Raw genomic sequence first — 24,612 nt, forward strand, 5'->3', positions numbered from 1 at the left:
GGAGAACGCAATGAAAGACACCGGCGGAATCGGACGACGCAGGTTCCTGGCGGGCACGGTCGCCGCGGGGACCGCCGCCACCGTGCTAGGGCCCTCCGCCCTCGTACCCGCCCAGGCGGTTCCCGCGGCGGTCGCGGGCACGGAGGCCGCCGGTTTCGGCCCGGTCGCGATAACCGCGGCGGACGGGCGGTATCGCGACCTGATCCGCGGCCTCAACCCGAGGTACGTCGCCGATCCCGAGGCGATCTACGTCGCGGACTCGACGGCCTCGGTGATCGAGGTCGTGCGCAAGGCGGTCAGCGAGCGCAAGCGGCTCACCGTCCGGAGCGGCGGCCACTGCGTCGAGGACTTCGTGTTCAATCCGGAGGTCCAGGTGGTGCTGGACCTCTCCGAGATGAACCGGGTGTACTTCGACGCCGAGCGCGGCGCGGTCGCCGTCGAACCGGGCGCCATCCTGATGGACATGTACGACCGCCTCTACAAGGCTTGGGGCGTCACGATTCCCGCCGGCATCATCTACTCGATCGGCGCGGGCGGTCATTTCGCGGGTGGTGGACACGGGTTCCTGTCCCGGCTGCACGGGATGGCGGTCGACCACCTCTACGCGGTCGAGGTGGTCGTGGTCGACGCTCGGGGCGGCGTCCGCAAGGTGGTGGCGACGAGGGAGCCCGGTGACCCCCACCGCGACCTGTGGTGGGCCCACACCGGCGGTGGCGGCGGGAACTTCGGCGTGGTCACCCGCTATTGGTTCCGTTCGCCGGGGGCGAAGGGGAACGACCCGCGCAAGATCCTTCCGCAGCCGCCCGCCGAAGTGCTCTTCGCCGGCCTCGGGCTGCCGTGGGCGGACTTCACCAAGGAGAAGTTCGCCCGGCTGCTGAAGAACTACAGCGGGTTCCATGAGAAGCACAAACACCCCGACTCGCCCTACCTGGCGCTAACCGGGGGACTGGGGCTTCCCCTCCGGTCGGCGGGCCCGATCGGCATGGGCACCCAGGTGGACGCGACCCTCCCGGGCGCTGAGCGGATGCTCGAGCGCTACCACGCGGAGATCCTCGACGGTGTCGCGCCGAACGCGAAACACCACGTGACGCGGATGCCGTGGCTGCGATCGACCCTGCAGCGCGCGACGACGAACAGTCAGGCGAACGACCCGGCACTGCGCAGCGATTTCAAGTCGGCCATGATGCGCGGGACCATGCCGGATTCGCAGATCGACGCGCTCTACCGGTATCTCACCCGCACCGACATCGACAACCCCACGATCGGGGTATCGTTCCTGTCCTTCGGTGGCCGGATCAACGCGGTCGGCCGCAACGACACCGCCTTCCCGCACCGGGACTGCTCCTTGAACCTGCTGTGGACGGTGATCTGGAACGATCCGGCCGACGACGCCAAGTTCGTCGGCTGGAACAGGGAGTTCTACGGCGCGGTGTACGCGGAGACGGGTGGTGTCCCGGTGCCCAACGGCGTCACCGGCGGCAGCTACGTCAACGACGCCGACACCGATGTCGCCGATCCACGGTTCAACACCTCCACCGCCGCCTGGCACGACCTCTACTACCGGGACAACTACCCGCGCCTGCAGCAGGTCAAGGCGCGATGGGATCCCCGGAACTTCTTCCGGCACAAGCTGTCCGTCCGGCTTCCCTAACCGTGGCGAAAGGTCTCACACCCATGTCCCAGTCCCGCGCCGCTTCGTCCTGGCTGGCGGATTCCGTGTTGTACCACGTGTACCCGCCGTCGTTCGCCGATTCCGACGGCGACGGCATCGGTGACCTGGCCGGGCTCACCGGGCGCCTGGACTACCTGAGGTGGCTGGGGGTCGACGCCATCTGGCTGAGCCCCTGCTTCGCCTCGGAGTTCGCCGACGGCGGGTACGACGTGGTGGATTACCTGACGATCGCGCCGCGGTACGGCACCGACGAGGACGCCGTGGCGTTGATCGAGGCGGCCCGCCACCGCGGTATCCGCGTGCTCTTCGATCTCGTGGCCGGGCATACCTCCCATCGGCATCCCTGGTTCCGGGAGTCGGCCGAAACGCCGGGCGACGACCGGTACATCTGGTCCGACCGGATCTCCTCACCGGTCCGCGAATGGGTGCCCAACCTGGGCAACAGGGGCGGGTTCTACCGGGCCAACTTCTATCCGGCCCAGCCCGCGCTGAACTTCGGTTACGCCCGGCTCGATCCGGCCGAGCCCTGGCGGCAACCCGTGGACGCACCCGGCCCGCTCGCCAACCGGGCGGCGCTGCGGGAGATCATGAGCCACTGGTTCGACCGCGGGGTTTCGGGTTTCCGTATGGACATGGCCTACTCGCTGGTAAAAGACGACCCCGGCTGGGAGGAGACGGCCAAGCTGTGGGGCGAGCTGCGCGAGTGGATCGACCGCGAGTACCCACACTGCGCGTTGCTGTCGGAATGGGGGGTTCCGAAGACCGCCGTCCCCGCCGGTTTCCACGCCGACTTCTTTCTGCACTTCGTCGGGCCGGCGGTGCACTCGTTGTGGGACAACGACTCCGGTACCCAGGGCCCGTGGACCGACGGCAGGCCGTGCTACTTCGACGTGGACGGCCGGGGCTCGATGAAGCCGTTCCTGGAGGAATGGCAGGAGGTCGACGCCGCGACGGCCGGGCGCGGGCTGGCGGCGCTGCCGACTGCCAACCACGACTTCTCCCGGCTGGTCTGCGGCCCGCGCACCAGGGACATGGTCGCGCCGGCGTTCGCCTTCCAGCTCACCTGGCCGACGCTGCCGGTCATCTACTACGGCGACGAGATCGGGATGCGGTACGTCCCGGGACTGCCGGACAAGGAGGGCAGCCAGGCGGACATCACAGCCCGTCAAGGATCGCGCACGCCGATGCAGTGGGATGAGGGCCCGAACGCCGGGTTCTCCACCGCCCTCGCCGCGGATCTGTACCTCCCGGTCGACCCCGATCCGGACCGCCCCACGGTCGCGGGCGCCCAGGCGGACGAGGCCTCCCTGATCCACCACGTCCGGCGGCTGGTCGAGCTGCGCAAGCGGATCCCCGCGCTCGGCACCGGAGCGTCGGTGCGGGTCCTGTTCCAGGACTACCCCTTCGTCTACCTCCGGGGCGAGAGTCATCTGGTGGTCGTCAACGGACGCCGGGAGCCGGCGACCGCCCGGCTGGATCTCGACGTCGTCCGCCCGCTCGCCGTCCACGGAGTGGAGTGGGGCGACGGGGAAGTCCGGGCGGACGGTTTCTCCTACGGCGTTTTCGAAGTGCGCGCATGAGCGACGACGAGGCGGAAACCACTCCGGTGGGCTCGTCGGTCCACGCCGTCCGCACCGAGACGAAGAACGTCGTCCTCACCTACGACGACGGCCCCGAGCCGGATGGCACCGAGCGGGTGCTCGACGCGTTGCGCGAACACGGTGTCACCGCCACGTTCTTCGTCCTGATGGGCCGGGTCCGGCGGTTCCCGCGGCTTTTCGCCGAGATGGCGGACGCGGGGCACGAAGTCGGACTGCACGGCGTCGACCACCAGCGGCTGACGTCGATCGATCCGCGCGAGGTCCACCATCGCACCAGGGACGCGCGCAGCGAACTGGAGGACCGGCTCGGGAGTGAGGTGCGGTGGTTCCGGCCGCCTTACGGCCTGCATTCCCGTGACAGCTGGACCGCCGTGGACGCCACGGGGCTGACCACCGTGCTTTGGACGGATGCCCTGCGCGACTGGTGGGACAGGCCGACCGAGACGCATCTCGAACCGGTGATCAACGCGGCCCGGCCGGGAGCGATCATGCTCGCACACGACGGGTTCGCGTCCTTTCTGGACGGTGTCGACGACGGGCGCCCGCCGACGCTCGACCGCGGTCGCCTGACGGATCTGATGGTCGGCGTCTACCAGGAACAAGGCCTGTCCTGCTGTTCCCTCACCGAAGCACTCGACGTCGGCGAACCCGTCACAGACGTGCGGCTGACCCCGTGACAACCGGAGGAAACTGATGCACATCCGTCCCTTGGAGACAGCGGACCGGGCGGAGATCGCCGCACTGTGCGCCGCTGGGCTCCCGTTGGACCCGTACGCCGCGGACTATCCGGAGATGCTGTTGCGACGGCAGGGCATCGGCCTCGTCGCCATCGACGAGGGCAGGCTCGTGGGCACCGCGCTGGGATCGGCCAGAGGGGAGGACGAGGGATCGCTCGACCTCTTGGTCGTCGCCGAGGGCTTCCGGCGCCGGGGGATCGCCCGGCGGCTGGTGACGGCCTTGGAAAGCCGGCTGGCGGACCAGGGAGCGGCCGGGATCGCGGTCGAAGGCAACGCACCCTACTACGTGTGGCCCGGCGTCGACCTCCACTACACCTCGGCCATCTGCTTCTTCGAGGACAGCGGGTACGAACGAGGACGGTCTGTGGTCAACATGGACGTCGACCTGCGGGAGATTTCGCTGGACACCGCGGATGACGAGAAACGCCTGCTGGGCGAGGGAATCGAGATCCGCGAGGCGACCACGGCCGACCGGGACGCGCTGCACGCCTGGCTGTCTGCCGGATCCGGGTGGCCGCCCGCCGGCTGGCCGCCCGGCTGGGCGGAGGAGGCCGCCGCCTCCCTCGGCAGGGAGAACGCGGGGTGCCATATCGCGGTGTCCGAGGGGAAACCGGTCGCGTTCTGCGCGTACGGGGTGAACCAGCCGCACATCATCGGCCCGATGGCCACCGATCACGCGGTACGCAGCCGCGGCATCGGAATGACCCTGATGAAGCGGTGTTACGCCGATCAACGCGATCAGGGCATCACCGTCGCCGAGATCTCCTGGGTGGGACCGCTGTCCCTGTTCTCTGACCGGTTGAAGGCCAGTATCCGCCGGTGCTTCTGGCAGTACCGCAAGCCGCTGAAAGCCGAGGTCTCCGATGGGGGCGAATGAACCGCAGTCCACCTTGCCGACGATCGTCTGTGCGGTGGACGACAATTTCGAGCTCCCGGTGAGGGTCGCGCTACAGTCGCTCGCCGTCACGCACGAGGACTGCCTCGACGACCTCAGGATCGTGATCCTGTACGACGCCTTGAGCGCGGACGCGCGGACACGCATCCGGGCGCACGGCGACCGGCTGGGCCTGAAACTGGAACTGGTGGAGAGCCCGCCGGTCGATCCTCGCTTCCCCGTGCTGAGGCGGTACACCGCGGCCATCTACCTGCGCCTCAACGTGCATCACGTGCTCGCCGACGAGCCCCGTGTCCTGTACCTGGACTCGGATCTGGTCATCTTGGACGACCTCCGCGAGCTGCTGACGTTGCCCATGGACGGCCACGCCGTCGGCGCCGTCCGTGACTCGGCGCGGCCGACGATGAGCCGCGGCGGCGCGCTGCCCTCATGGGGACAGCGCGAGTTCCCCGGAGACCGCGAATACTTCAACTCGGGGGTGCTCCTGCTCGACCTGGACGAATGCCGGTCCACCGGTGTGCTCGACCGGGCGGGTGACATCCTCCTGCGACAGCCCGAAGTGGCGCGTTTCCCCGATCAGGACGCGCTGAACTGGTCGGTCGCGGACGACTGGCTCCGGCTGGACCGCAAGTGGAACACCTTCGCCATGTCGATCATGGCCAGCCGGGACGACTACGTCCACGTGGCGGAGGACATCGCGAGCCTGGACTCGCTCGTCCGCGCCGAGCGGACCGCGTCGATCCTGCACTTCAGCGGCCGGGACAAACCGTGGCAGGACACCTGCCCGCCGAGCTGGTCCCGCGACCGGTACCGGGAGTTCCTGCGGGCCATCGAGGACCCGCTCCCGTGACGGAGGCCCGCTATCTCGGGGTGGACATCGGCGGCACCAAGGTCTCCTTACGTCTGGTGCGCCGGGCGGAGGAAGCGGACGGCGAGGTGCTGTGGAGTTCACTCGACCGCTGGCCGGAATCGCCCTCGGACGTCGTGGACGACCTGGCCGTCCTGCGGTCGCGGGTCAGGGAACTGCGGGGCACCACCCAGCATTGGTTCGCCGGGGTGGGCGTCGCCGTCGCGGCGACCGTGGACGCCGCGGGCCGAGTGGTGACGTGGCCGAACCGGGAGACATGGGGCGGGCTCGACCTGTTCGGTGAACTCCGCTCGCTGTTCCCGGAATCGGAGATCGTCTGGGCTGACGACGGCGCGCTCGCCGCCGTCGCGGAAGCCTCGGCGGCGAAGGTCCCAAGCCTGGTCTACGCGGGCGTCGGCACCGGTGTCGGGGGAGGGGTGGTCCTCGGGGGCCGTCTGCTGTCCGCGATGTCCGGCGGTGCGTGCGAACTCGGGCACGTGATCGTGAACCGCGGCGGCTCGCCGTGCACCTGCGGCCGGAGGGGCTGCGTGCAGGCGGAGGCCTCAGGACCCGCGACACTGCGGCGGGCCTCCGCGGCGCGCGGTGCGACCGTGACTTTCGACCGGCTCTGCGCCGGCTACCTGGACGGCGAGCCGTGGGCGGTCGCCGCGATCGAGCACAGTTGCCAGGCGCTGGCGGCCGCGCTGGCCGGTATCGGCGAACTGGCGGCCCCGGTGGTCCACGTCGTGGGAGGCGGGTTCGCGGCGGGGATCCCCGGCTACGTGGACGAGGTCGGAAGGCAAGCCGCGGCACTGTCGCGGCCGGGACACCCGGTGGCTCCGGTCGTGCCCGCGCACTTCGGTGGTGAGTCGTCGTTGCGCGGCGCCGTCCTCGCCGCGATGGGCGCGTTGTCCTACCAGGCCCTACCGCCCCGCGGGGATCAGAAGGCGCGGGACAGGTAGACGGCGTCCGCGCCGTAGCCCGGTACCGGCACCTCGGGATACGGGTGGAAACCATTGGCGGACCAGAAGACCGTGGTGCCCGCGACGGCGATCAACGACATCCGGTCGTGCCGCCTCGACCGCGCCGTCGCGATGAGCCGGTTCAGCAAGACCTTCGCCAGTCCGCGGCCCCGCATATCCCGGGCGATGACGAGATCGTGCAGATGCAGGTTGCCCGACGTGAACGCTTGCCCTTCCGGCCGGTCGAATCCGGGAAAGCGGAACAACGGATAAGGCAACGCCAGCACGTAACCCGCGATGCGCCCGCCCGCCCGCAGGACGAAGCACGTCTCCGGTGAGGCTCGCACCCGTGACTTGAGCACGCATCGCCGCTCGGACAATCCCTTCTCCGCATAGGACTCGGTTTCCAGCCGGACGATGCTGGCCCAATCGCCGGACGAGATGGCCTTGATCCGCACGGCGCCGCCTTCGTCCCGGCCGGTCACGACCTCGTCACCGTGATCGGCAAGGGCGAGAACCCGTTGAAGCCCCGCGTCGTGTAGCTCATGGAGTACGCCCCGCACGAGAGCAGCCACACCGGATCTCCCGACTCCGCCGCTTCCGGCACCTGCGCGAAGGTGAGCCCGTCGCTGAACACGTCGTCGCTGTCACAGGTGGGTCCGGCGACGATCGCCGGGACGAGCTCGCCGCCGGGATGACCGGGGAACACCAGCCGGTAGCGCAGCATGTCGGTCTCGTAGAGCCCGTTGAACTTCCCGCAGCTCAGATACAGCCACCTTTCGCGAATCCCGTTCAGCTGCCGCCGAGACGACAGCCGGGATACATGGGCCCGGATCACGCCGTGATCGGCGACCAGGTGCCTGCCCGGCTCCACGACGAACGCCAGCGGTCGGCCCGCCAGCCGCCGGAGGCGGAGCATGCCGTCCCGGAGGGCGGCGAACATCTTTTCCACCGGGGGCCGCAGGGGGTTGCCCGCCTTGTCGAGATAGCCGGCCGCGGGCAGGCCGCCACCCAGGTTGACATGGTCGATGTGCACTCCCCGCAGGGAAAGCGCGACGAGTACGTCGGCGATGCGGTCGAAGGCGTCGTGCCAGGCTGCGACCGTCATCTGCTGGGAACCCACGTGAACCGACAGGCCCGAAGGGTGCAATCCGAGCCGCCGCGCGGTGAGCAGGACACGCACGGCGTCGGTTCCCGCGCAGCCGTACTTGCGCCCGAGGCCCCACAAAGCGCCGGCTCCGGTCGTCGCGAGCCGGCAGAACACCCGTGCGCCGGGTGCGTTGGCCGCGATGGCGACCACGTCCTCGACGCTGTCGGTGGCGAAATCACGTACGCCGAGCCGGTGCGCTTCGGCGATGTTCTCGTCGGACTTCACCGTATTGCCGTAGTGGATCAGCCGCGGCGGGCTGCAGGTGCCGAGGGCCTGGACGATCTCGTCGGGACTGGCGGCGTCGAAGCCCGCGCCCCGGCGCGCCAGACAGGTCAGGACCTCGTCCACCGGACAGGCCTTCATCGCGAACCGGACGGTCACACCGGGGAGTTCACGGGTGAGCGCGTCGTAGGCGCGCTCGATCCCGGCGAGATCGATGACGAGCTGATCGTGCTCCGCAGCGGTGAGCGCTTCCCGGATCCGGCCGCCGTCGAATGCGGTCCGGTCGGTTTCCGCTAGTGCCATATCTGATCGAGCCCCTGCGCCGCACTCGCGGTCATCAGCCGTTCCCACGTGTCGATCAGCACGGCGAAGTCGCCGATGTCGTGCCGTGCCGTGGCGATCAGTTCTTCCCGTCGCGGCGCGAGGAAGTCGGCGAAATCGGCGTACCGGCCGCCCAGCCCGCGGTAGGTCTTGTCGATGCGGTCGAGGCGCTCGACGTTCGCGTCGACGGCCGAACCGGTGCTCTCCCGGGCGAAATCCGCGATCATCGCGGGGCGTACGCGGTGGCGGTGATCGAGCAGTGCCTCACCGGCACCGGCCATCCGGCCGTAGATGTCGTGGAAGTACAGCATGGACAGGAAGAATTTGGTCAGCCTCAGCTGGTAGGACAGGAATCCCGCGTCGGTCTTCCGTTCACCGGTGTGGAAGTTCACGATGTGGCGGTTGTGCACGACCCCCGGCAACCGGGCGCTGTGCGCGAGATGGAACAGGAAGTAGTCGCTGCCGATGGTGTCGGTCGCGGGTGGCAACGGCACCTGTTCCTGGATGTGCTGGAAGGCGATGTTGCACATGTCGACGCGCATCGGGTCGACGAAACCGGCTTCCGACCGGTCTTCGGTGAACGGTTCGGTGCCCGCGCCGGTAAAGGATTCCTCGACCAGCTCCGCCTTTTGGGTGTCCGTCCAGCCATCGGGCGCCCACAGGCTCACGATGTCGTGGTACGCGGTCCGGTCCCGGGCGCGGAGGTCGCCGATGTCGACCGAAAGTTCGCCGACGAACGAACCGCCCACCAGCACCACGGGTTTGTGGCCGTGCTCCGGTGTGAGCGACGAGGTCGTCACGTGCTCCTTCACGTCCGCGGCCCGGCGGCCGAGCGAGGCGAGTTCGTGGTGTACCGGGAACACCTTCTCGCCGTTGGAGAGCTGGTAACCGCTGTCGGAATCCCTGCGGTGCACAGAACGGCAACCGAGCGCGCGGGCGATCAGGAAGGCGCGGTCGGTGCAGGCCCCGTACGAAACCCCTCGCGGAAGGAGAAGGCCGAGCATCGATTCGCCGGCGTCGGCGCCCTCGGTCACTCGGCGAAGGAACGCCCGTTGCTCGGTTTCACCGAGGTGCAGTACCACGACATTTTCGGTTCGGCGCCTGCCGCCGATGATTCCGGCATGTTCGGCGTACTCCTGTTCCGAGGACGAATCCAGGATCAATGAGAAGACCTCGACGTCGAAATTCCTGGCCGCGAACTCCCCTTCTTCGAGGAAGTCCGACAGCGTGCTGGCACAGGCCCGATCGGTGGGGAGGGCCAGGCAGATCCGGCGCATTTTCTCGTGCTCCGATCGCGGGTTATCGTGATGGAGTCGGCTGATTCGACGGCCGACGCCAGCGTACCGACGGAGTCGATCACGTCAAGAACGCCGGAGAACCGCCGTCAACCGACGAGAATCCGCAGTTGCCCGCGACTTGACGCGCGGAGCGAAAGACAGGCGTCGGAAGCGTTCACGGGTGGTCGTTTCACCGACGCGACAGCGGGGCCACGAACCGGCAAAGATGACGGTACCGACGCGAAGTCGCGGTCTTTTCATTGACGAATAACCGCTGGAAAAAGGAACGGGTAATGACCGATTCGGGGAAGAAGTCGGCCTCTTGGCTTGTTCGCGCCCAGAAGAGCGTCAACTACGAGGTGCGGTTCTGTGAGGATCTCTTCCGCTCCGACCGTACGGACCTGCTGGAGAAGGGGGAGGATCAGGGCAGACCGCGCCGGTTCGTCGTGATCGACGCCAATGTCGACCGCCACCACGGAGACCGGATCCGCGCCTACTTCGAGCATCATGGCTTGGAGTACGCGATGATGACGGTGACCGCGGACGAGACGGTCAAGAATTTCGAGACGACGGCGCGAATAGTCAAGGAACTCGACGGATTCGGTATCGCCCGGCGTCGCGAGCCCATCATCGTCATCGGCGGCGGTGTCCTGACGGACATCGTCGGCCTCGCCGCGAGCCTGTACCGGCGCGGTACCCCGTTCCTCCGGGTGCCGACCACGCTCATCGGTCTCGTCGACGCGGGTGTCGGCGTGAAGACGGGCGTGAACTTCAACGGGCACAAGAACCGGCTGGGTACCTACGCCCACGCCGAACTGACCCTGCTCGACCGGACCTTCCTGGCCACCCTGGACCGGCGTCAGATCAGCAACGGGCTCGCGGAAATCCTCAAGATCGCGCTGATCAAGGACTTCGCGCTGTTCGAACTGCTGGAAGAACACGGCGCGCGCCTGCTCGCGGAGAAGTTCCAGGGCCACAGCCCGGAAAGCGACCAGGCCGCGGTGGCCGTGCTGTACGCCGCCACCCACGGCATGCTCGAAGAGCTCGAACCGAATCTGTGGGAAGCCGAACTGGAACGGTGCGTCGATTACGGCCACACCTTCAGCCCGACGATCGAGATGCGTGGGCTGCCCGCGCTCCTGCACGGCGAGGCCGTTTGTGTCGACATGGCGCTCTCCACGATCCTCGCCTACCGTCGCGGGCTGCTCACCGAAGCCCAGCGCGATCGCGTCTTCGCCGTGATGACGATGCTCGAACTGCCCATCTGGGACGCGCTGCTCGAGCCGGGAATGCTCGCCCAGGCCTTGCGCGACGCCGTCCGGCACCGTGACGGCGAGCAGCGGTTGCCGTTGCCGGTCGGGATCGGGGGCGCCACTTTCGTCAACGACGTCACACCGGAGGAACTGAGCGCGGCCCTGGAGATCCACCGCGGGCTCGGTGGCCGCCGGCGGCTTCCGGTGGGGTGAACCACCGGGTGCGGCGGCGCGCCCAGGCGAGGTCGGTGGCGAGCCTGGTGGGATCACCGTCGCGATAGTCGTTCTCCAGTACCAGGGCGCTCACCGGTATCGTGTGTTCGCGCAGGGCTTCGAGGGTGTCTTCGACCCGTCCCGCACCGTCGCCGAGAGCGGGCGTGTTCCCGACGTCGGGCGGGCCGTCCTTGAGGTGGATCTGGTCGGCGAGCAGATCCCCGGCTTCGGCGACGAGCGACTCGGGCCGGAGCCCGGCCTTGACGGGATTGAAGGTGTCCAGCACCAGCCGGAACGCCGGGGAACCGACCCGTTCGGCGAGTTCGGCCGCTCGGTGGGGCGCGAGGACGTTCTCGCTCGCCAGCCACAGACTCCGTGCCTCGGCTTCGGCGGCGGCCCAGGCGAGGACCCGGGCCGTGCGATCGAAGGCGGCGGGTCCGTCGATGGCGCTGCGCCGGAAGCTCGGCAGGAAGACCAACGGCACTTCGAGCGCGTGCGCGGAGTCAAGCAGGCGCTCGATGAGTGGCTGCGCCGACGTGGTGGTCAGGCCGATGTCGTTGAGATGGTTGCCCGCCACCGCGAACAACCGGACACCGGATGCCGCGGCGGCGTCGCGCAACGCCCGGAGCCGCCCGGGCGCGTCCAGCCATTCGCCGCGGCCGGGGCCGCCGAAGTCGAGCTGGAGTCCATCGGCTCCGGCGGCCGCGGTCCTGCGGATGGCCTCGGGGCCTGCCTCGGCGAGCCGCCATTCGGTCAGGCCGAGCAGGCAGCGACTCACTTTCTCGCTCCCAAGTGGACGGACAGCTTGAGCAGTCTCCGGCCGTCGATCACACGCTCGCGCGAACCGGCCAGCGTGCGCATCACGCGGGCGGCGCCTTCGAGATCGGTCTCGTGGGTGATCAGGTCGCGGTACCGAGCGGGTTCGGCGGCGAGTTCGGACGCGGAGTCGAACAGGTGCCGGGCGGCCACCCCGCGGTGGCCGAACACGCGGACCCGGTTTCCGTCGGCCGATCCGGTCGTCACGATCCGCGCGGGATCCGGGAGACCGCCGCAGTTCGCGGCCCGGGCCGCGGTGAGGTCGACGCCGGGGAGCAGCGGTGTCGTGGCGGCCGGTGGCAGCCCGCCCACGATGTCGACGGCCAGTTCTTCGATGCCCAGGGAAAGCACCGCCTCCAACGCGAACACCGTCGCGTCGCGCGGGGTGGCGAGCAGCGCTCCGACGGGACCGGGTTCGAGATGCGCCCAGTCCAGCCGGGTGCACAGCACGTCCGCGCGGTACGGGGCCGCTCGGCTGAACGCGAGACCGGCTTCGGTGTGGTGCACCAGGATCACCCGGGTCGCCGAGCCGAGCCAAGAGCGGGCTGCGCGCACGGCGAGATGCCCGATCACGCCGTCGCCGTAGACGATCAAGGTCCGGGGCGTGAACGCGTCGAGTTCCCCCAGCGCGTACCGGGCCACGGCGAGCGGCTCAAGCAAGGGCCCGAGCGTCCGGTCCGTGTTCGCGGGCAGAGGGAGCACCAGGCCGCCTTCGACGGCCGAGGCGGGCAGTAGGGTCCGCTCCTGCAACAGGCCGTCGACGTTGTGTCCCAACAGGAAACTCGGATCCGTCGGATGGGTCGGGTTGATCGCGACGAGCGTGCCCGCGGCGAACTCCGGCCGGACTCCCGGACCCGTGGCCACCACCGTCGCGATCCCTTCATGGCCGATCACCGGCGCCGGATCATCCCGGAGACCACGCAACATCTGGATGTCCGTCCCGCACAGCCCCGCGTACTCGGTCGCCACGACGAGCTCGCCCGGCCCGGGTTCGCTCGTCAGCCGCGAGGCGACGGACAGCGATCCGCCCGCGCGGACGACCGCGCGGTGACTGCGCCGGCCCTGGGCGGCGAGCCCGGCGCCGACAAGGCCGTTCGCCTCGCCGGAATCGCAGATCAGGATCCTGTCGAGCACCCAACCGGCGTCGCGTTCGCTGGTGAGGTACAGGCCTTCCGCGGTCAAGTGGAAGGTCAGCGCGTCCCGGTAATGCTGGCCGAGCCCGGTCGCGACACCGCCGGTGAAGGCCACCAGATCGATCTCCGGATCGAGGCACAGCGCGGTGCGGACGACGTCGGCCACCGGTTTGGCGGCGGCCCGCAACAGTTCGATCGCCACCGGATCCGCCTCGTCGAGCGCCGACTTCAGCGTGGCTTCGAACGGCCCGTCCCCGGCCAACCGAGACCGGGCCCACCGCTGAGGTCGCCGGTCCCGGAACACCTTGCCCAGCCGGCGTAGTCCCGGGCCCGAAGCGAAGGCCGCGACATGACCAGGTTGTCCGCAGTCACACCGGAGGTCGACCGGTTCGCCGTCGATCGTGACTGTCGCGGGCAAATGTCCCATCTCGCCTTGCAAGCCCAGGCTATCGAGCGCGATCTCCCCGGTGCGCGAGTCGATGGTCCGGCAGGCGACGCCGGTGCTGATCGTCGCCAGCAAGATCTTCCGGCGGTTTTCCGCGTGCGGCGACGCGGCGAGGTGCAGAAGCGCGGCGGTGACGTCGTTGACCACGTGCCAGCGCACATCGGGACGCGCGGACCGCAGCGCGCCGAGAAGATCGAAGGGCTCGACGTGCGACCCCCACAAGGGCGCGGACGCGTACACGACCCCGGTACGGTGATCGAGCGCGGCGCCGAACGAGACCCCGGCAACCGCGTCCGGCAGAACGGGTTCGGTCATCGCCTTCACCAGTGACGCCCGCAACTCCTCGACTGTCGCGTGTGGACTGTTCCGCAGGCTGGGCGTCATCGCGCTGCGGACTTCGTCAAGCCCGTGTTCGGCAGACCAGCGAGCCCAGCGAAGATGCGTGCCGCCGACATCGAGAACGGTGATGGACACGGAAACCCTCCGGTCGGATCGTGGTCGTGAGCGCCAAGATGACCACTTCACCCGGCCATCCGTCCACCCCGTGGGTTGCAGGCTCTGCCACGGCACCCCAGGGACCTCGTGAGCTGCCGGCGCGGAGCAGGGGTGACGAGCCTCAACCGACGTGCGCGCGGTGATCACCCACGGTCACCGCGAACAGGATCGACTCATGGACCCCGCTGGCTCGCTCGTCCGCGCCGTGCACCTCACGGGCTGAGCCACCTCGATCGCATCGCCTTGAGTGCTTGTCGTTTTACCTGCGACGCAGTTCGCCGAGCTGCGCTCTATCTGTCCCGATTACTTGCATGTTCAGCGACCCGGCCGAGGGTCGCCAGTCGGTACCGGGAGGGCCAGCGCTGACTCTGCTCAGAGCTTCCTCAGGCCCAGCAGTGCTCGGCCGAGGAAGTGGAGGTCCGGATCGGGCCGGGGGCGCGCAGCTGTGGCTGCTCCGGCTTGCTCGTCTTCGACGCTGACTGCGGTGGTCGCTATGTCATCGGCGGGTAGGTCGAGCTGACCCACGCACGGCAAGTATTCGGTCGGCAGGCCGTGTTCGGCCGCGCGGTGGGCCGAATGGCAGTCGGCCGAGGTGCCGGTGCCGCGCAGCGGGCTGGACGGCAATCGCGGAACCGGCAGTGCACCGATGACGCTACCCCGATCGGGGGACATCTCGTCTGCAGCGCCGCCGGCACCAGATGTGTCACAGGAAGTCGCTGTTCATCAGCTTGCGGACCCGCCTGAACTGGAACTCGAACTCGTCGACTCGCTCGTTGCGCTGTTTCATTGGACGCTGAGCCAGCGGATCGTGACGGTGCGCCGCGCAGCAAGGAACCGGCGGCTCGTCGCGACGTCGACGATGCCGAGGTCCGGCAACAGCGAGATCCACAACTCGTCGTCGATGGCGTGGGCGCTGAGGTGTTCGACGAGCTCTGCGGCGTCGTACGGCGTGTCGCTGTAGCCGACGAACTCCCAGTCGACGAGGTGGATGTTCAGCTCGGCCCAGAGCCAGTTGGTGCTGGTGGGCCCGGACACTCGTGGAATCGACACTGACCACGAACTCGACGTTGTCCTCCAGCGTGCCGAGTGAGTCGTCCTTGACGATCACGTGCTCCAGGATGCGGTCCCACGTCCCGTCCGCGGTCCACTTCCGCAACCGCTCATGCGCGGTCTTCCACGGCCCATACCGTTCCGGCAGATCACGCCACGGCGCACCCGTCCGCTCATGCCACAAGATCGCGTTGATCACCTGCCGATGACTCCGCCACCGGCCACCCCGCTGCCCCGACTGCGCGGGCAGCAACGGCGCGATCGCCGCCCAGGCCCTATCCGTCAGCTCACCACGTCCGACCACACACCATCATCTGCACACGATCATGAAAAAGATCCGCAGGGCACGCCCTAGCCGCTCCACTGACCTTCAACTCGATGAACAAGTGGGCGTCGGGTTTCAGCGACACGTTCGCGTTGGGCGTGCTCAACGAGATGCTTGGCACCGAAGTCCCCATCGTTGCCGCTCCGTGTGTCAAACCCGTCCTTCGTCGGCACCCCGCGTACGCGGACAGCGTCGCTCGACTGACGAAGGCTGGTGTGACGCTGCTCGACCCGGACACGATCACCACCCGTGCCGAGGACAGCCTGGCGACCTTCGACTGGTCGTACGTCACCGCCGCCCTGCGCAACGCGGTCAAGTCCGATGTGGATAGATGACTGGGTATCTCGTAGCGAGATAGGACGCCCCTTTCGCCGTGCACAAGGTTGATCACTGCCCATCGTGTACCGATGGGCCATCATCGTCGTGGACCCGTTCGCCGACTGCGAGCGGCAATGGCACGTGTGCCAACGATGTGGCGCTGACTCGCTGACGTCCGCTCATGCCGAGAAGCGGACGTTGACGTGTTCTCAGCCTGGACTGGGTAGAGACCATCGTCGGCGTTCGGGGGTCACCCAGGATTGCGGCGGCGATGCCCAGCGTTGGCTCATGCCGAGGGAGAACCCGCCGACGCGCTTGGTTGCGGCCCCGGAGAGGCTGGGCATCTCGATGACCCGCTGACGTGGGAAGTCTTGATGTTGTTGGGTGGCGGCCATCGCACGCAGGTGCGGGCGGGCGCTGCGGCCGGGGTGCACGGCTTTGGTGTCGAGCAGGGCGCCGACCTCCCGCAGCGGGGAACGGTGCTGCCCGTAGGGCTTGCCGTTGACCGTGACGGTGCCCGAAGTCGGCCGGTCCAGTCCCATGATCAACCGCATGTCGTGGACTTGCCTGTGCAGCGTTGGGACCGGGGGAACCCGGTGACGGTGCCGGGCGCGATGGTGAAGCGGAGGGTGTGCACGGCGGTCTTGTCGCAGTAGCGCTTGGTGAGCTGGTGTGCCTGGATCATGACCGGGACCTCCTGGGTGTTCGGTGGGGACTGGCGGACGTGATATGTCGGCTCGTCGTGGCGGGTGCCAGTGACGCGAACGACGACGTTGCCGCGCTGGGGTCCGGTGCCGACGATGCGGTGGGCCTGTGTGCGAATCCGATGATCTGACCTGCCGGTAGGGGCCTTGGAAGGCCCCTACCGGCAGGTCAGTCGTAGTCGGTGTCCCACCGCCGGCAGGCCCACACCGCGGCACCGAGGCAGATGGCTCTGAACAGGATGGGGAATGGGCTTGGGTTCACGCTTACTGCTGGGCGCGAACGGTTTCACGGTCCGGGCTGGTGGCCATGGTCGTCGTGGTCGCCGACGGTGCGGTGCGGGGCCAGGTCCAGGCGTACCGGAGGATGAGGGCGAGAACGATCAGTTCCAGTGCGACGCCGAGGCCGTAGAAGTACGTCCAGGACTCGCCCACCGCGTTGAACGCCGCGAAGGGGACCTGTACCGAGGCCACGATGAGGTTCGTGGCGCGGTTCGCCCGGGCAGGCAGGATCATCGACAGCACGACCATGAGGATCGGGATCGCCATGAGCGTGAGGAAGACGGTGAACAACGTCTGGCTGATGTCGAACTCGAAGACGACGCCGGCCTCGATGTCTTTGATGACGCCGGGTTTGAAGAAGGCGAGAATGTCCACGTAGGCGTACAGGAGCACGAGGCTCGTCCACGCTGCGGCGAGCTTGGCTCTCACCGGGATCCGCTGCTCGTCCAATACGGTCGTGGGTTGACGTGTTCTCATCGTGGGCTCCGTTGTCGTGGTGAGGACTGGTGGGCCAACGATCGCCGAGCCCGGCGGCGGGCACATCGTCGTCGAGGCCGGATCCGCCCCGGCCGTGGGGAGGAGCGGCGTCTCGTTCTTTCGGTCGGTCCCCGGCGCCTCGGCGGTCCCTAGGCTGGGTGCGTGACCACCAACGCCCTGCGCTCGCTGTGGGCCGAGCCGCGCGCCACGGACGCTCCCGAACGGGTGTCGCGCGACTGGGCGCTGGTCGGGGCGTTGATGGTGACGGCGCTGCTCGAGGGAGTCCTCCGGGACGACGTCGCCTGGCGGCCGTTCGCGACGATCGTGGCGGTCGGACTCGCGCCGGTGCTGCTGTGGCGGCGTACCCACCCGTTGGCCTGTGTCGTGGCGGCCTTCGGCACCGCGATGGCGTCGGGACTGGCGAGCCTGCTGGGCGGAGCCCCGAGCGTGGGCCTCGACACGATGATCTACGTCCTGGTGCTCGTCTACGCGCTGGTCCGCTGGGGCTCAGGGCGCGAGATCGTGATCGGGCTGACGGTGGTGGCGGTCGCCGCGGGAATCGGTATGGTCCCCGACTACATCGGGCCGACCGAGATCTTCGGCGGGCTCGCCATCCTCGCGGCGGCCGCGGCGGGCGGAGCGGCGTTCCGCTACCGCGCCGAGAGCCGGCGCCGGGAGTTGGACCGGATCCGCGTCCAGGAGCGGGTCGGTCTCGCGCGCGAGTTGCACGACATCGTCGCCCACCACGTCTCGGCGATCGCTGTGCAGGCGCAGGCGGGCCGGGCGATGGCCGGGCAGCGACCTGAGGCGGCACTCGAGGTGCTGGCGGCGATCGAAGGGGAAGCGTCGCGGACGCTCGCGGAGATGCGGGTGATGGTCGGTGTGCTGCGCGACGGAGCGCCGGCGGGGTACGCCCCTCAGCCCGGCGTTGCCGACCTGATGTCCCTCGCCAGACACGCCCCGGTCCCGGTCGTCGACGTGGAGTTGCCGGATGACCTGGACGAACTTCCGCCCCAGATCGACGTGGCGGTCTACCGGCTGGCGCAGGAGGCGCTGACCAACGCCCTGCGGCACGCCCGCAACGCCTCACGTGTGGAGATCCGGGTCGTGGACGGCGCGGAAACGCTGCGACTACGCGTGACCGACGACGGACAGATCGACCCGGCACGGTCGGCGAACCACGGCTTCGGGCTGCTGGGGATGACCGAGCGTGTGCAGCTGCTCGGCGGCACACTGCGTGCCGGACCGGCGCCCGAGGGCGGGTGGACCGTCGACGCCGAACTGCCGACTAAGGTACGCCGATGACGGTGCGCGTGCTGGTGGCCGACGACCAAGACCTGGTGCGCACCGGCCTGTCGATGATCCTTGACGCGCAGCCCGACATCGAGGTCGTCGGCCAGGCCGCCGACGGCCACGCCGCCGTCGAGCTGGCGCATCGGCTCCGCCCCGACGTGTGCCTGGTCGACATCCAGATGCCTGGGCTCGACGGCATCGAGGTGACCAAGCTCCTCGCAGGGCGGGGCGTCCCGGACCCGATCGCAGTAGTTGTGATCACGACATTCGACCTCGACGAGTACGTCCAGGGCGCGCTCCGAGCCGGCGCCCGAGGCTTTCTGCTCAAGGACGCCGGGACGGAACTGCTCGTCCAGGCCGTCCATGCCGCCGCCGTCGGCGATGCCCTGATCGCGCCGAACATCACCCGGCGGCTGCTGGCCACGCTCGCCGCCAGGGAACCGTCGAGCCGACGAACCCAACCGATCGAGCCGCTCACCGAACGCGAGGAGGAGGTCCTGACGCTGGTCGCCCGCGGCCGCACGAACGCAGAGATCGCCGCCGAGCTATTCATCGGCTTGACGACCGCCAAGACCCACGTCGCCAGCCTGCTGACCAAAATCGGCGCCCGAAACAGGGTCGAGATCGCGATGTGGGCGTACGACACCGGCCGGGCGGGGGACTGAACCGAACCTGACATACACGCACGACGACTGGTCCCCGGCCGAGTGGCTGCAGGCGGCGGCCTGGGCTTGACAGTCGTCCTTGGTCTCGGCGGTGAGCTCAGGCGACGCACCTAGCGTCGACCAGCCAACGACTGGCGGCCGCATAGGCCAGTGGCGCTGCCCACTCGCCGATGACCCATGACCAGGGGGTGCGGAGGATGACGCTGACGGTGGTGCCGATGAGTTGGGCGGTAACGGCCAACACAGCGGTTACCACCAGCGCTGCTCCCACGGGGACGCACAACGGAATGAGCAGCCAGGTGGTGGCAGCCAGGCCTGACCGGCCGAACGAAACTACTGCCAGCAGCGCAGGCAGCCAGAGCCCGGTGACGGCGAGTGCCGCGGAGAGGTGCCTCATGATCGGGGAAGTCAGGGGCCAGAACAGGGAACGAGATCGAGCCGCGAACAACGGCGGCAACAGGGATGCCACGAAGCCGATCAACGGAATGGTGAGGGCCCCTTCGCATTACCGCCGACTCCACGACAACAGTAGCGAAGCGAACACTCTCGGCACTACCCATGGGCGACAAGGGCAACGAGCGCCGACACACGCCGACCCGGCACCTCCTCGCACAGACCGAGCAGTCCACCTGTTCGTCCTACTACGAACATCCGCTCATGCCGCGATGCGGGCGTGGTCCCGGCGCTGTCGAGCCCGCCTGTGCCGTTGAGCACGGGACTCTCACGGCTCAGGGCGCCTTGTGGTGGCGGCGAGTGGCAGGCGGTCGTGATCGGATATCGGCCAGCGCCCACGGCAGCTGGCCGTGTCGCAGGTGGCCGGCGAGGAGGTATCCGATTCCCTCGGGCGTGAAGTTGGCGTCGTGGATGGCGGCTGGGGTGAGCTCGATGCAGTTCCAGGAACACCCGCCCGGTGCTGGAGGGAACAGCTCAGTGAAGTCTCCCGAAACCGAGTTGTCCCCGTCGGCGTACGCGATGAACACGTATTCGTCGTCAACGCCAGTCTTGTCGATGTTGATGAGCGCCCCAATGGTCGTGTTGAGGTTCGCCTGCTCGCGGAGGACACGCCGCAATGCGTCCTCGAACGGCCGGTCGGTGTCCTCGACCCTGCGGCCAGGCAGGAGATGTCGATGGGTGCTGTCAGGCAAGTCTTGTCGTAGGGCGAGCAGGTATCCGTTCGGCGCCTTGACGACCGCGCTCAGGCGAACAGACATGGACGGCTCCTCCTGCCGGGTCGGGCCCCGTTGAACTCCGGTGGGCAATTCTCCGCTCATGCCGCTGATCGTTCGTTCGGGACCCTAGCGTTCAGCCAAATCGCCGGGCGATTTCCTGCTCTGCTTCTGCGCCGCCCGTCGGCGGCACCAAGAATGGCAACGAGGTGGTCCCACGACGGGCAAGCGGCACAGCCGGCGCGCCTGGACTGGCTACGGAGGTCTCGTCCGACACCACTTGTAGGCGAGTTCGAGCACCGACGAGGATCCATCGGGTCAGCATGTTGGCGAGAGTCGACACCACCGGGTGGCATCCCAGATGATTGGGCGCGCGAGCCGCCATCTACTCGGGGGGCCGCGGGTGATTCCCTACGGTCTGCACGATGTGGTCCAGATCAGCACGAAGGTGTGCCCAGTCGAGTTCGCCGACCGTGGCTTCCAGTTCCGCGACCCATTCGTGGTGAGCGCGCTGGATCGCCGCGAGTGCGGTCTTGCCGGCTGCTGTTGTGACGAGAAGTCGGGATCGTCGGTGGTGAGGGTTGTCTTCGTAATGGGCTAGGCCTGCCTGGACCAGTTCGTCGGCGACACGCTGGACGCTTTGTCGCTGGAGTCCGAGTTGGCGGGCGATGTCCGGCACGGTGGCGCGGTCGCCGGCGGTTTGGAGGACCATGCGACGGGAGTGCGTCTGGCCAGCGGTTGCGGATATTCGCTCTCCAGCGTCACGGAGGAGCCGGTTCACCTCGAAGATGGCATGTAGAGCCGCGTCGACATCGGCGTTCACCGCAACCCCCCTTTGACAGCACCCTGTCATATTTCCTAGAGTGACAATGTGACAGGATGCTACCAACTGCTTCTGGGTGCGCTCACGTCCCCGGGGCCGGACTTTGAGGCACTCCGTGGCCGTCTGAGTGAAACGCGATGGCCAGTCTTGCCGTCCTCAGAAAACTGGGTACACGGTGTCACGCCGTCGATCGTGGAGCAGTATGCGGCCGAGTGGGATCAGTGGCTTAAGCAACCAAAGCGTCGGGGAATCGGCGACCACGTCAATCTCGACATTGGCGGTCGTCGAGTCCACGCCGCAAGGTTCCCCGGATCAGGGCAAGTCCCGATTCTGCTCCTGCACGGCTGGCCCACCTCATTTCTCGCCTTCCACCGGGTAATCGAGCCGCTGCAGACCCTGGCGTCCGAGGTTGTGGTGGCAACTCTCCCCGGATTTGGCACCTCAGTGCTGCCACCCGGTGCTTGGTCGGTCACCGACTCGGCACGCCTCCTGGCTGATGCGATGTCGGCGATGGGGCATGACCGGTTCATCGTCCACGGACAGGACTGGGGATCCGTAGTCGCCCGAGCCATCGGGGCAGTCGAACCCGGGCGGGTCATCGGTGTCCACGTCAGCGCCGGCTTACGAGGCTTCATGGCCGAAAACGCGGACGACGAGCCAGCATGGAGCAGGCTGAGGAGCTTCGCCGTTGATGGCGGTGGATACCTCCAGTTGCAGAGTCGCCGCCCGGACTCGCTGGCGTTCGCGCTGTCCGACTCTCCGGTGGGACTGCTCGCCTGGCAGCTCGACAAGTACCAACTCTGGCAAGGCGAACTCGGAGACGACTTCGGTCTAGGAACGGACTTCATCTTGGCCAACGCGACTCTGTACTGGCTGACAGCGAGTGCTGGCAGCAGCATGCGGATCTACTCGATGGATGCAAGCGACCTCGATGCCGTTGCTGCGGGTGTGCCGACCGGGGTGAGCGTCTTCGGTAGCGGTGACTTCGCCGCGCGCTCCGTGTCAGCCCGCGAGAACAACCTCATTGCCTGGTACTCGCACGACACCGGCGGCCACGTCGCCTCGCTCGATTCCACCGTCGAGCTCATCACTGACCTGACCGACTTCATCAACCGCGTAGGAGTGGACACATGACCGCCAGCAACCCCATCGTGCTCGTCGGAGGCAGCGGACTCGGCCCTTGGGCCTGGGGACGCGTCACACCGATTCTGAACGACCATGGGTTCCAAGCCATAACGCCGCAGTTGCGCACCACGGGCGACGACTCGACCCCCGCGAGAACCGTCGGCCTGGGCGACTGGGTCGAGGACGTCACCACCGAACTCATCGGTCTTGCGGACGTGACCCTCGTTGCCCACTCGTTCGCCGGCTATGTAGCAGCAGCAGTACTCGAGCGACAACCACACAGCATCCGGCAACTGATCCTGATCGACGCCGCTCTGCCGCAACCCAACAAGTCGTGGTTCGACGTCATGGGACCCGACGTCGCCGCGTTCATGACGAGCCTGGCTCACGATGGGGCAATCCCCTGGTTCTCCCGGGAGCAGCTCGACCAGCTCTACCCGGGGCACGGCATCACCGACGCTGATTTCGTGTGGATGCAACAGCACCTGACTGCGCAGCCGATCGGCACCTACACCCAGCCGGCGATCAAGGAGCCCCTGAGCACAACGAACGCGAGTGTGGCCTTTGTGCGCTGCCTGCAGACCAGCCCCCCGGCCGCTGACGTGTCCGCGGAGCAGCTCGGCTGGGGCTACCGCACGCTCGACGCCGGCCATTGGCCGATGATCACCAACCCGGCGGAGACGGCACAAGTCATCAGGGATCTGGCCGAGTCATGAACTCCGTCGCCTTCTTCCGCAATCTCAACCTCGGCCACCCGGGCAGTCCGACAAGCGCCGAGCTGGTGGAGGCATTCGGCGGTCCGGCGGCTGCTCGCTGTTTCCAGAGCAACGGGACGGTCGTGTTCGAGGCGGCTGACCCTGAGAAGGCGGCAGCCCAGGCGATTGTTGAGTTGCGGGCTGCTGGGTACCGGCATCCGGTCACCGTCCGGACGCTGGAGCAGATCCGGCGTGCTGTCGGGGAGACGCTGCCGGTGGATCCTGGGGAGGGCATATATCGCTCGATGATCTCGTTCTACGACGTGCACGAGATCCCGGATGTCCAACTTCCATATCGCAGCCCGGACGGTCTGGTCGAGATCCGCATCCTAGGTCCTGCGTTCGCCCACAGCGTTTGCTGGAAGCCTCGCCAGACCGCAGGCAACGTCACGGGTTCCCTCGAACAACTCCTATCCGTCCCCGTCACCACGCGAACCGTTGCGACACTGCAGCGCCTTGTCGGGACTTATCCGGCCAGCACCCGCTGAAGCCGCCATCGCGGACGCCGGACAGTGAATCGAGTCGACTTGTACGCGGCGATCCGACGGGACGCGCGATCAGGGATGTCGAACCGCGCGATGCAGCGCAAGTATGGGTTGGGTACCGCACTGTCGCCGCGGCCCTGGAGTCGGCGTGGCCGAAGCCGCGCCATGCGCAGCCGAAGCGGGGCTCGCGCCTCGACGACTACAAGGCGGTCATCGACGACTGGCTTCGTGACGACCTGGATGCGCCCCGCAAGCAACGGCATACCGCGAAGCGGGTCTTCGACCGCCTCCTGGACGAGCACCACGCCGCTGACGTGTCGTACTGGATGGTGCGCGAGTACGTCGCCACGCGACGCCGTGAGATCCGGATCGAAGCGGGCCGGGAGCCCGCGAACACGTTCATTCCGCAGGAGCACCTGCCCGGCCGCGAGGCCGAGGTCGACTTCGGCGAAGTCGCGATCCGGCTACGCGGAGAGCTGGTCAGCTGCACGCTGTTCAGCCTGCGGCTGTCCTACTCCGGCAAGGCCGTGCACAGAATCAGTGCCTCGGCCGGTCAGGAAGCCTTCTTCGAGGGTCACGCACACGCGTTCCGGGTCCTCGGTGGCGTCCCGATCGGGAAGATCCGCTACGACAACCTCAAGGCTGCCCTCGCAAGCGTGATCGGGTTCTCCCGCCAACGCGTCGAGGCCGACCGGTGGACCGCCTTCCGGTCCCACTACGGCATTGACGCCTTCTACTGCCAGCCCGGCATCCAAGGGGCGCATGAGAAGGGCGGCGTCGAGGGGCAGATCGGCTGGTTCCGTCGCAACCACCTCGTCCCCATTCCAGAAGTCGACTCCCTCGCCGAGCTCAACACCATGGTCGACGCCTGGGACGAAGCCGACGACGCACGGCGGATCGGGTCCCGTGCCCGCACAATCGGAGAACACTTCGCCACCGAGCAGCCACGGCTCGCTCCACTGCCAAGCGAGCCGTTCGAGACCGGTCGCTGGTTCACCCCACGCGTGGACCGCTACGCCCAGGTCACTGTCAGGATGAACAAGTACTCCGTCCCCGCGCGCATGGTCGGTCGCCAGGCCTGAGGTTCCTGGGGGCAACCTCAAGGACA

The 24,612-nt window shown here is 68.0% G+C and carries 27 protein-coding genes and 1 pseudogene; 14 read left to right on the plus strand and 14 right to left on the minus strand.

What is annotated here, in order from left to right; genetic code table 11:
- Window positions 1-10 precede the first annotated feature (10 nt).
- The 6 genes from AC069I_RS33035 to AC069I_RS33060 are packed head-to-tail and all read left to right on the plus strand — an operon-like array spanning window position 11 to window position 6,714.
- Window positions 11-1,651, plus strand: a complete 1,641-nt coding sequence (locus tag AC069I_RS33035; RefSeq protein ID WP_478229122.1) for an FAD-binding oxidoreductase — start codon at window positions 11-13, stop codon at window positions 1,649-1,651.
- A 23-nt stretch (window positions 1,652-1,674) separates the two neighbouring features.
- On the plus strand, window positions 1,675-3,252 hold the full coding sequence (locus AC069I_RS33040; RefSeq protein WP_478229123.1) for an alpha-amylase family glycosyl hydrolase: 1,578 nt from the start codon (window positions 1,675-1,677) through the stop codon (window positions 3,250-3,252).
- Entirely contained in the window at window positions 3,249-3,950 is a 702-nt protein-coding gene (locus AC069I_RS33045) for a polysaccharide deacetylase family protein (RefSeq protein WP_478229124.1), read from the plus strand. Before AC069I_RS33040 ends, AC069I_RS33045 begins: the two co-directional genes overlap by 4 nt.
- Before the next feature lie 16 nt (window positions 3,951-3,966).
- Window positions 3,967-4,887 carry a GNAT family N-acetyltransferase gene (locus AC069I_RS33050; RefSeq protein ID WP_478229125.1) on the plus strand — a complete coding sequence of 307 codons (921 nt, stop codon included), beginning with the start codon at window positions 3,967-3,969 and terminating at the stop codon, window positions 4,885-4,887.
- Between the two features lie 34 nt (window positions 4,888-4,921).
- Window positions 4,922-5,755 (plus strand): glycosyltransferase family 8 protein, encoded by an 834-nt coding sequence (locus tag AC069I_RS33055; RefSeq protein ID WP_478229126.1) that lies wholly within the window; start codon window positions 4,922-4,924, stop codon window positions 5,753-5,755.
- Window positions 5,752-6,714, plus strand: a complete 963-nt coding sequence (locus AC069I_RS33060) for an ROK family protein (protein WP_478229127.1) — start codon at window positions 5,752-5,754, stop codon at window positions 6,712-6,714. Before AC069I_RS33055 ends, AC069I_RS33060 begins: the two co-directional genes overlap by 4 nt.
- Here the strand turns inward: AC069I_RS33060 and AC069I_RS33065 are convergent.
- From AC069I_RS33065 to AC069I_RS33075, 3 genes are read right to left on the minus strand one after another with little or no spacing between them, the layout of a single operon-like run.
- On the minus strand, window positions 6,693-7,199 hold the full coding sequence (locus AC069I_RS33065; protein ID WP_478229128.1) for a GNAT family N-acetyltransferase: 507 nt from the start codon (window positions 7,197-7,199) through the stop codon (window positions 6,693-6,695). The genes AC069I_RS33060 and AC069I_RS33065 overlap by 22 nt on opposite strands.
- Window positions 7,196-8,389: a type III PLP-dependent enzyme gene (locus AC069I_RS33070; RefSeq protein ID WP_478229129.1), complete on the minus strand. Its 1,194-nt coding sequence runs from the start codon at window positions 8,387-8,389 to the stop codon at window positions 7,196-7,198. The genes AC069I_RS33065 and AC069I_RS33070 overlap by 4 nt, the downstream gene beginning before the upstream one ends.
- Entirely contained in the window at window positions 8,380-9,684 is a 1,305-nt protein-coding gene (locus AC069I_RS33075) for a DUF6271 family protein (RefSeq protein ID WP_478267161.1), read from the minus strand. Before AC069I_RS33075 ends, AC069I_RS33070 begins: the two co-directional genes overlap by 10 nt.
- 293 nt (window positions 9,685-9,977) lie before the next feature.
- Between AC069I_RS33075 and AC069I_RS33080 the strand changes: the two genes are divergently transcribed.
- A complete protein-coding gene (locus AC069I_RS33080) occupies window positions 9,978-11,150 on the plus strand; it encodes a sedoheptulose 7-phosphate cyclase (protein ID WP_478267162.1) in 1,173 nt (390 codons plus the stop codon).
- Here the strand turns inward: AC069I_RS33080 and AC069I_RS33085 are convergent.
- The 5 genes and pseudogenes from AC069I_RS33085 to AC069I_RS33105 form a co-directional block, all read right to left on the minus strand.
- Window positions 11,074-11,928 carry a sugar phosphate isomerase/epimerase family protein gene (locus AC069I_RS33085; protein WP_478229132.1) on the minus strand — a complete coding sequence of 285 codons (855 nt, stop codon included), beginning with the start codon at window positions 11,926-11,928 and terminating at the stop codon, window positions 11,074-11,076. The two genes, AC069I_RS33080 and AC069I_RS33085, sit on opposite strands and share 77 nt — an antisense overlap.
- Window positions 11,925-14,018 (minus strand): ROK family protein, encoded by a 2,094-nt coding sequence (locus AC069I_RS33090; protein ID WP_478229133.1) that lies wholly within the window; start codon window positions 14,016-14,018, stop codon window positions 11,925-11,927. The genes AC069I_RS33085 and AC069I_RS33090 overlap by 4 nt, the downstream gene beginning before the upstream one ends.
- Window positions 14,019-14,411: 393 nt before the next feature.
- Window positions 14,412-14,711, minus strand: coding sequence for a hypothetical protein (locus AC069I_RS33095; RefSeq protein WP_478229134.1), 300 nt, complete (start codon window positions 14,709-14,711; stop codon window positions 14,412-14,414).
- A gap of 111 nt (window positions 14,712-14,822) precedes the next feature.
- Entirely contained in the window at window positions 14,823-15,074 is a 252-nt protein-coding gene (locus tag AC069I_RS33100) for a hypothetical protein (RefSeq protein ID WP_478267167.1), read from the minus strand.
- Window positions 15,075-15,081: 7 nt separating this feature from the next.
- Window positions 15,082-15,393 (minus strand): annotated as a pseudogene (locus AC069I_RS33105) (transposase); the annotation flags it as partial.
- Window positions 15,394-15,467: 74 nt separating this feature from the next.
- Here AC069I_RS33105 and AC069I_RS33110 point away from each other — a divergent pair.
- Window positions 15,468-15,749, plus strand: coding sequence for a hypothetical protein (locus tag AC069I_RS33110; protein ID WP_478229135.1), 282 nt, complete (start codon window positions 15,468-15,470; stop codon window positions 15,747-15,749).
- A gap of 192 nt (window positions 15,750-15,941) precedes the next feature.
- Here the strand turns inward: AC069I_RS33110 and AC069I_RS33115 are convergent, their stop codons facing one another.
- The 3 genes from AC069I_RS33115 to AC069I_RS33125 form a co-directional block, all read right to left on the minus strand.
- Window positions 15,942-16,286: a hypothetical protein gene (locus tag AC069I_RS33115; RefSeq protein ID WP_478229136.1), complete on the minus strand. Its 345-nt coding sequence runs from the start codon at window positions 16,284-16,286 to the stop codon at window positions 15,942-15,944.
- Window positions 16,277-16,417, minus strand: a complete 141-nt coding sequence (locus tag AC069I_RS33120) for a hypothetical protein (RefSeq protein WP_478267163.1) — start codon at window positions 16,415-16,417, stop codon at window positions 16,277-16,279. The genes AC069I_RS33115 and AC069I_RS33120 overlap by 10 nt, the downstream gene beginning before the upstream one ends.
- A 283-nt stretch (window positions 16,418-16,700) precedes the next feature.
- A complete protein-coding gene (locus AC069I_RS33125) occupies window positions 16,701-17,192 on the minus strand; it encodes a DUF6326 family protein (protein ID WP_478229137.1) in 492 nt (163 codons plus the stop codon).
- 162 nt (window positions 17,193-17,354) lie between these two features.
- Between AC069I_RS33125 and AC069I_RS33130 the strand changes: the two genes are divergently transcribed.
- Both AC069I_RS33130 and AC069I_RS33135 read left to right on the plus strand, forming a co-directional pair.
- A complete protein-coding gene (locus tag AC069I_RS33130) occupies window positions 17,355-18,497 on the plus strand; it encodes a sensor histidine kinase (RefSeq protein WP_478267164.1) in 1,143 nt (380 codons plus the stop codon).
- Window positions 18,494-19,150, plus strand: a complete 657-nt coding sequence (locus AC069I_RS33135) for a response regulator (RefSeq protein ID WP_478229139.1) — start codon at window positions 18,494-18,496, stop codon at window positions 19,148-19,150. The genes AC069I_RS33130 and AC069I_RS33135 overlap by 4 nt, the downstream gene beginning before the upstream one ends.
- Window positions 19,151-19,247: 97 nt before the next feature.
- On the opposite strand, the gene AC069I_RS33140 is transcribed toward AC069I_RS33135, so the two are convergent.
- The 3 genes from AC069I_RS33140 to AC069I_RS33150 all read right to left on the minus strand — a co-directional run bounded on the left by AC069I_RS33140 (window position 19,248) and on the right by AC069I_RS33150 (window position 21,139).
- A complete protein-coding gene (locus tag AC069I_RS33140) occupies window positions 19,248-19,631 on the minus strand; it encodes a hypothetical protein (RefSeq protein ID WP_478229140.1) in 384 nt (127 codons plus the stop codon).
- Between the two features lie 247 nt (window positions 19,632-19,878).
- Window positions 19,879-20,361 carry an NUDIX hydrolase gene (locus tag AC069I_RS33145; RefSeq protein WP_478229141.1) on the minus strand — a complete coding sequence of 161 codons (483 nt, stop codon included), beginning with the start codon at window positions 20,359-20,361 and terminating at the stop codon, window positions 19,879-19,881.
- Between the two features lie 340 nt (window positions 20,362-20,701).
- Window positions 20,702-21,139 (minus strand): MarR family winged helix-turn-helix transcriptional regulator, encoded by a 438-nt coding sequence (locus AC069I_RS33150; protein ID WP_478229142.1) that lies wholly within the window; start codon window positions 21,137-21,139, stop codon window positions 20,702-20,704.
- A 48-nt stretch (window positions 21,140-21,187) separates the two neighbouring features.
- On the opposite strand from AC069I_RS33150, the gene AC069I_RS33155 reads away from it, so the two are divergent.
- From AC069I_RS33155 to istA, 4 genes are all read left to right on the plus strand, one after another.
- The gene (locus AC069I_RS33155) at window positions 21,188-22,273 is read left to right on the plus strand and encodes an alpha/beta fold hydrolase (protein WP_478229143.1); all 1,086 of its coding nucleotides are present in this window, start codon (window positions 21,188-21,190) and stop codon (window positions 22,271-22,273) included.
- A complete protein-coding gene (locus tag AC069I_RS33160) occupies window positions 22,270-22,980 on the plus strand; it encodes an alpha/beta fold hydrolase (RefSeq protein WP_478229144.1) in 711 nt (236 codons plus the stop codon). The genes AC069I_RS33155 and AC069I_RS33160 overlap by 4 nt, the downstream gene beginning before the upstream one ends.
- Window positions 22,977-23,507: a DUF1697 domain-containing protein gene (locus AC069I_RS33165; RefSeq protein ID WP_478229145.1), complete on the plus strand. Its 531-nt coding sequence runs from the start codon at window positions 22,977-22,979 to the stop codon at window positions 23,505-23,507. Before AC069I_RS33160 ends, AC069I_RS33165 begins: the two co-directional genes overlap by 4 nt.
- Before the next feature lie 68 nt (window positions 23,508-23,575).
- Window positions 23,576-24,586 (plus strand): IS21 family transposase, encoded by a 1,011-nt coding sequence (gene istA, locus AC069I_RS33170; RefSeq protein WP_478229162.1) that lies wholly within the window; start codon window positions 23,576-23,578, stop codon window positions 24,584-24,586.
- Window positions 24,587-24,612: the final 26 nt, after the last annotated feature.

Source organism: Amycolatopsis sp. NPDC043885 (assembly GCF_056435685.1).

Excerpts from the sequence above, each read along its gene's own strand:
- AC069I_RS33115 (WP_478229136.1), bottom strand. The coding sequence starts at position 16,286 with ATGCGGTTGATCATGGGACTGGACCGGCCGACTTCGGGCACCGTCACG.
- AC069I_RS33075 (WP_478267161.1), bottom strand. The coding sequence starts at position 9,684 with ATGCGCCGGATCTGCCTGGCCCTCCCCACCGATCGGGCCTGTGCCAGC.
- AC069I_RS33050 (WP_478229125.1), top strand. The coding sequence starts at position 3,967 with ATGCACATCCGTCCCTTGGAGACAGCGGACCGGGCGGAGATCGCCGCA.
- AC069I_RS33165 (WP_478229145.1), top strand. The coding sequence starts at position 22,977 with ATGAACTCCGTCGCCTTCTTCCGCAATCTCAACCTCGGCCACCCGGGC.
- AC069I_RS33045 (WP_478229124.1), top strand. The coding sequence starts at position 3,249 with ATGAGCGACGACGAGGCGGAAACCACTCCGGTGGGCTCGTCGGTCCAC.
- AC069I_RS33120 (WP_478267163.1), bottom strand. The coding sequence starts at position 16,417 with ATGATCCAGGCACACCAGCTCACCAAGCGCTACTGCGACAAGACCGCC.
- AC069I_RS33145 (WP_478229141.1), bottom strand. The coding sequence starts at position 20,361 with ATGTCTGTTCGCCTGAGCGCGGTCGTCAAGGCGCCGAACGGATACCTG.
- AC069I_RS33125 (WP_478229137.1), bottom strand. The coding sequence starts at position 17,192 with ATGAGAACACGTCAACCCACGACCGTATTGGACGAGCAGCGGATCCCG.
- AC069I_RS33110 (WP_478229135.1), top strand. The coding sequence starts at position 15,468 with ATGAACAAGTGGGCGTCGGGTTTCAGCGACACGTTCGCGTTGGGCGTG.
- AC069I_RS33040 (WP_478229123.1), top strand. The coding sequence starts at position 1,675 with ATGTCCCAGTCCCGCGCCGCTTCGTCCTGGCTGGCGGATTCCGTGTTG.
- AC069I_RS33070 (WP_478229129.1), bottom strand. The coding sequence starts at position 8,389 with ATGGCACTAGCGGAAACCGACCGGACCGCATTCGACGGCGGCCGGATC.
- AC069I_RS33035 (WP_478229122.1), top strand. The coding sequence starts at position 11 with ATGAAAGACACCGGCGGAATCGGACGACGCAGGTTCCTGGCGGGCACG.
- AC069I_RS33080 (WP_478267162.1), top strand. The coding sequence starts at position 9,978 with ATGACCGATTCGGGGAAGAAGTCGGCCTCTTGGCTTGTTCGCGCCCAG.
- AC069I_RS33135 (WP_478229139.1), top strand. The coding sequence starts at position 18,494 with ATGACGGTGCGCGTGCTGGTGGCCGACGACCAAGACCTGGTGCGCACC.
- AC069I_RS33160 (WP_478229144.1), top strand. The coding sequence starts at position 22,270 with ATGACCGCCAGCAACCCCATCGTGCTCGTCGGAGGCAGCGGACTCGGC.
- AC069I_RS33095 (WP_478229134.1), bottom strand. The coding sequence starts at position 14,711 with ATGTCCCCCGATCGGGGTAGCGTCATCGGTGCACTGCCGGTTCCGCGA.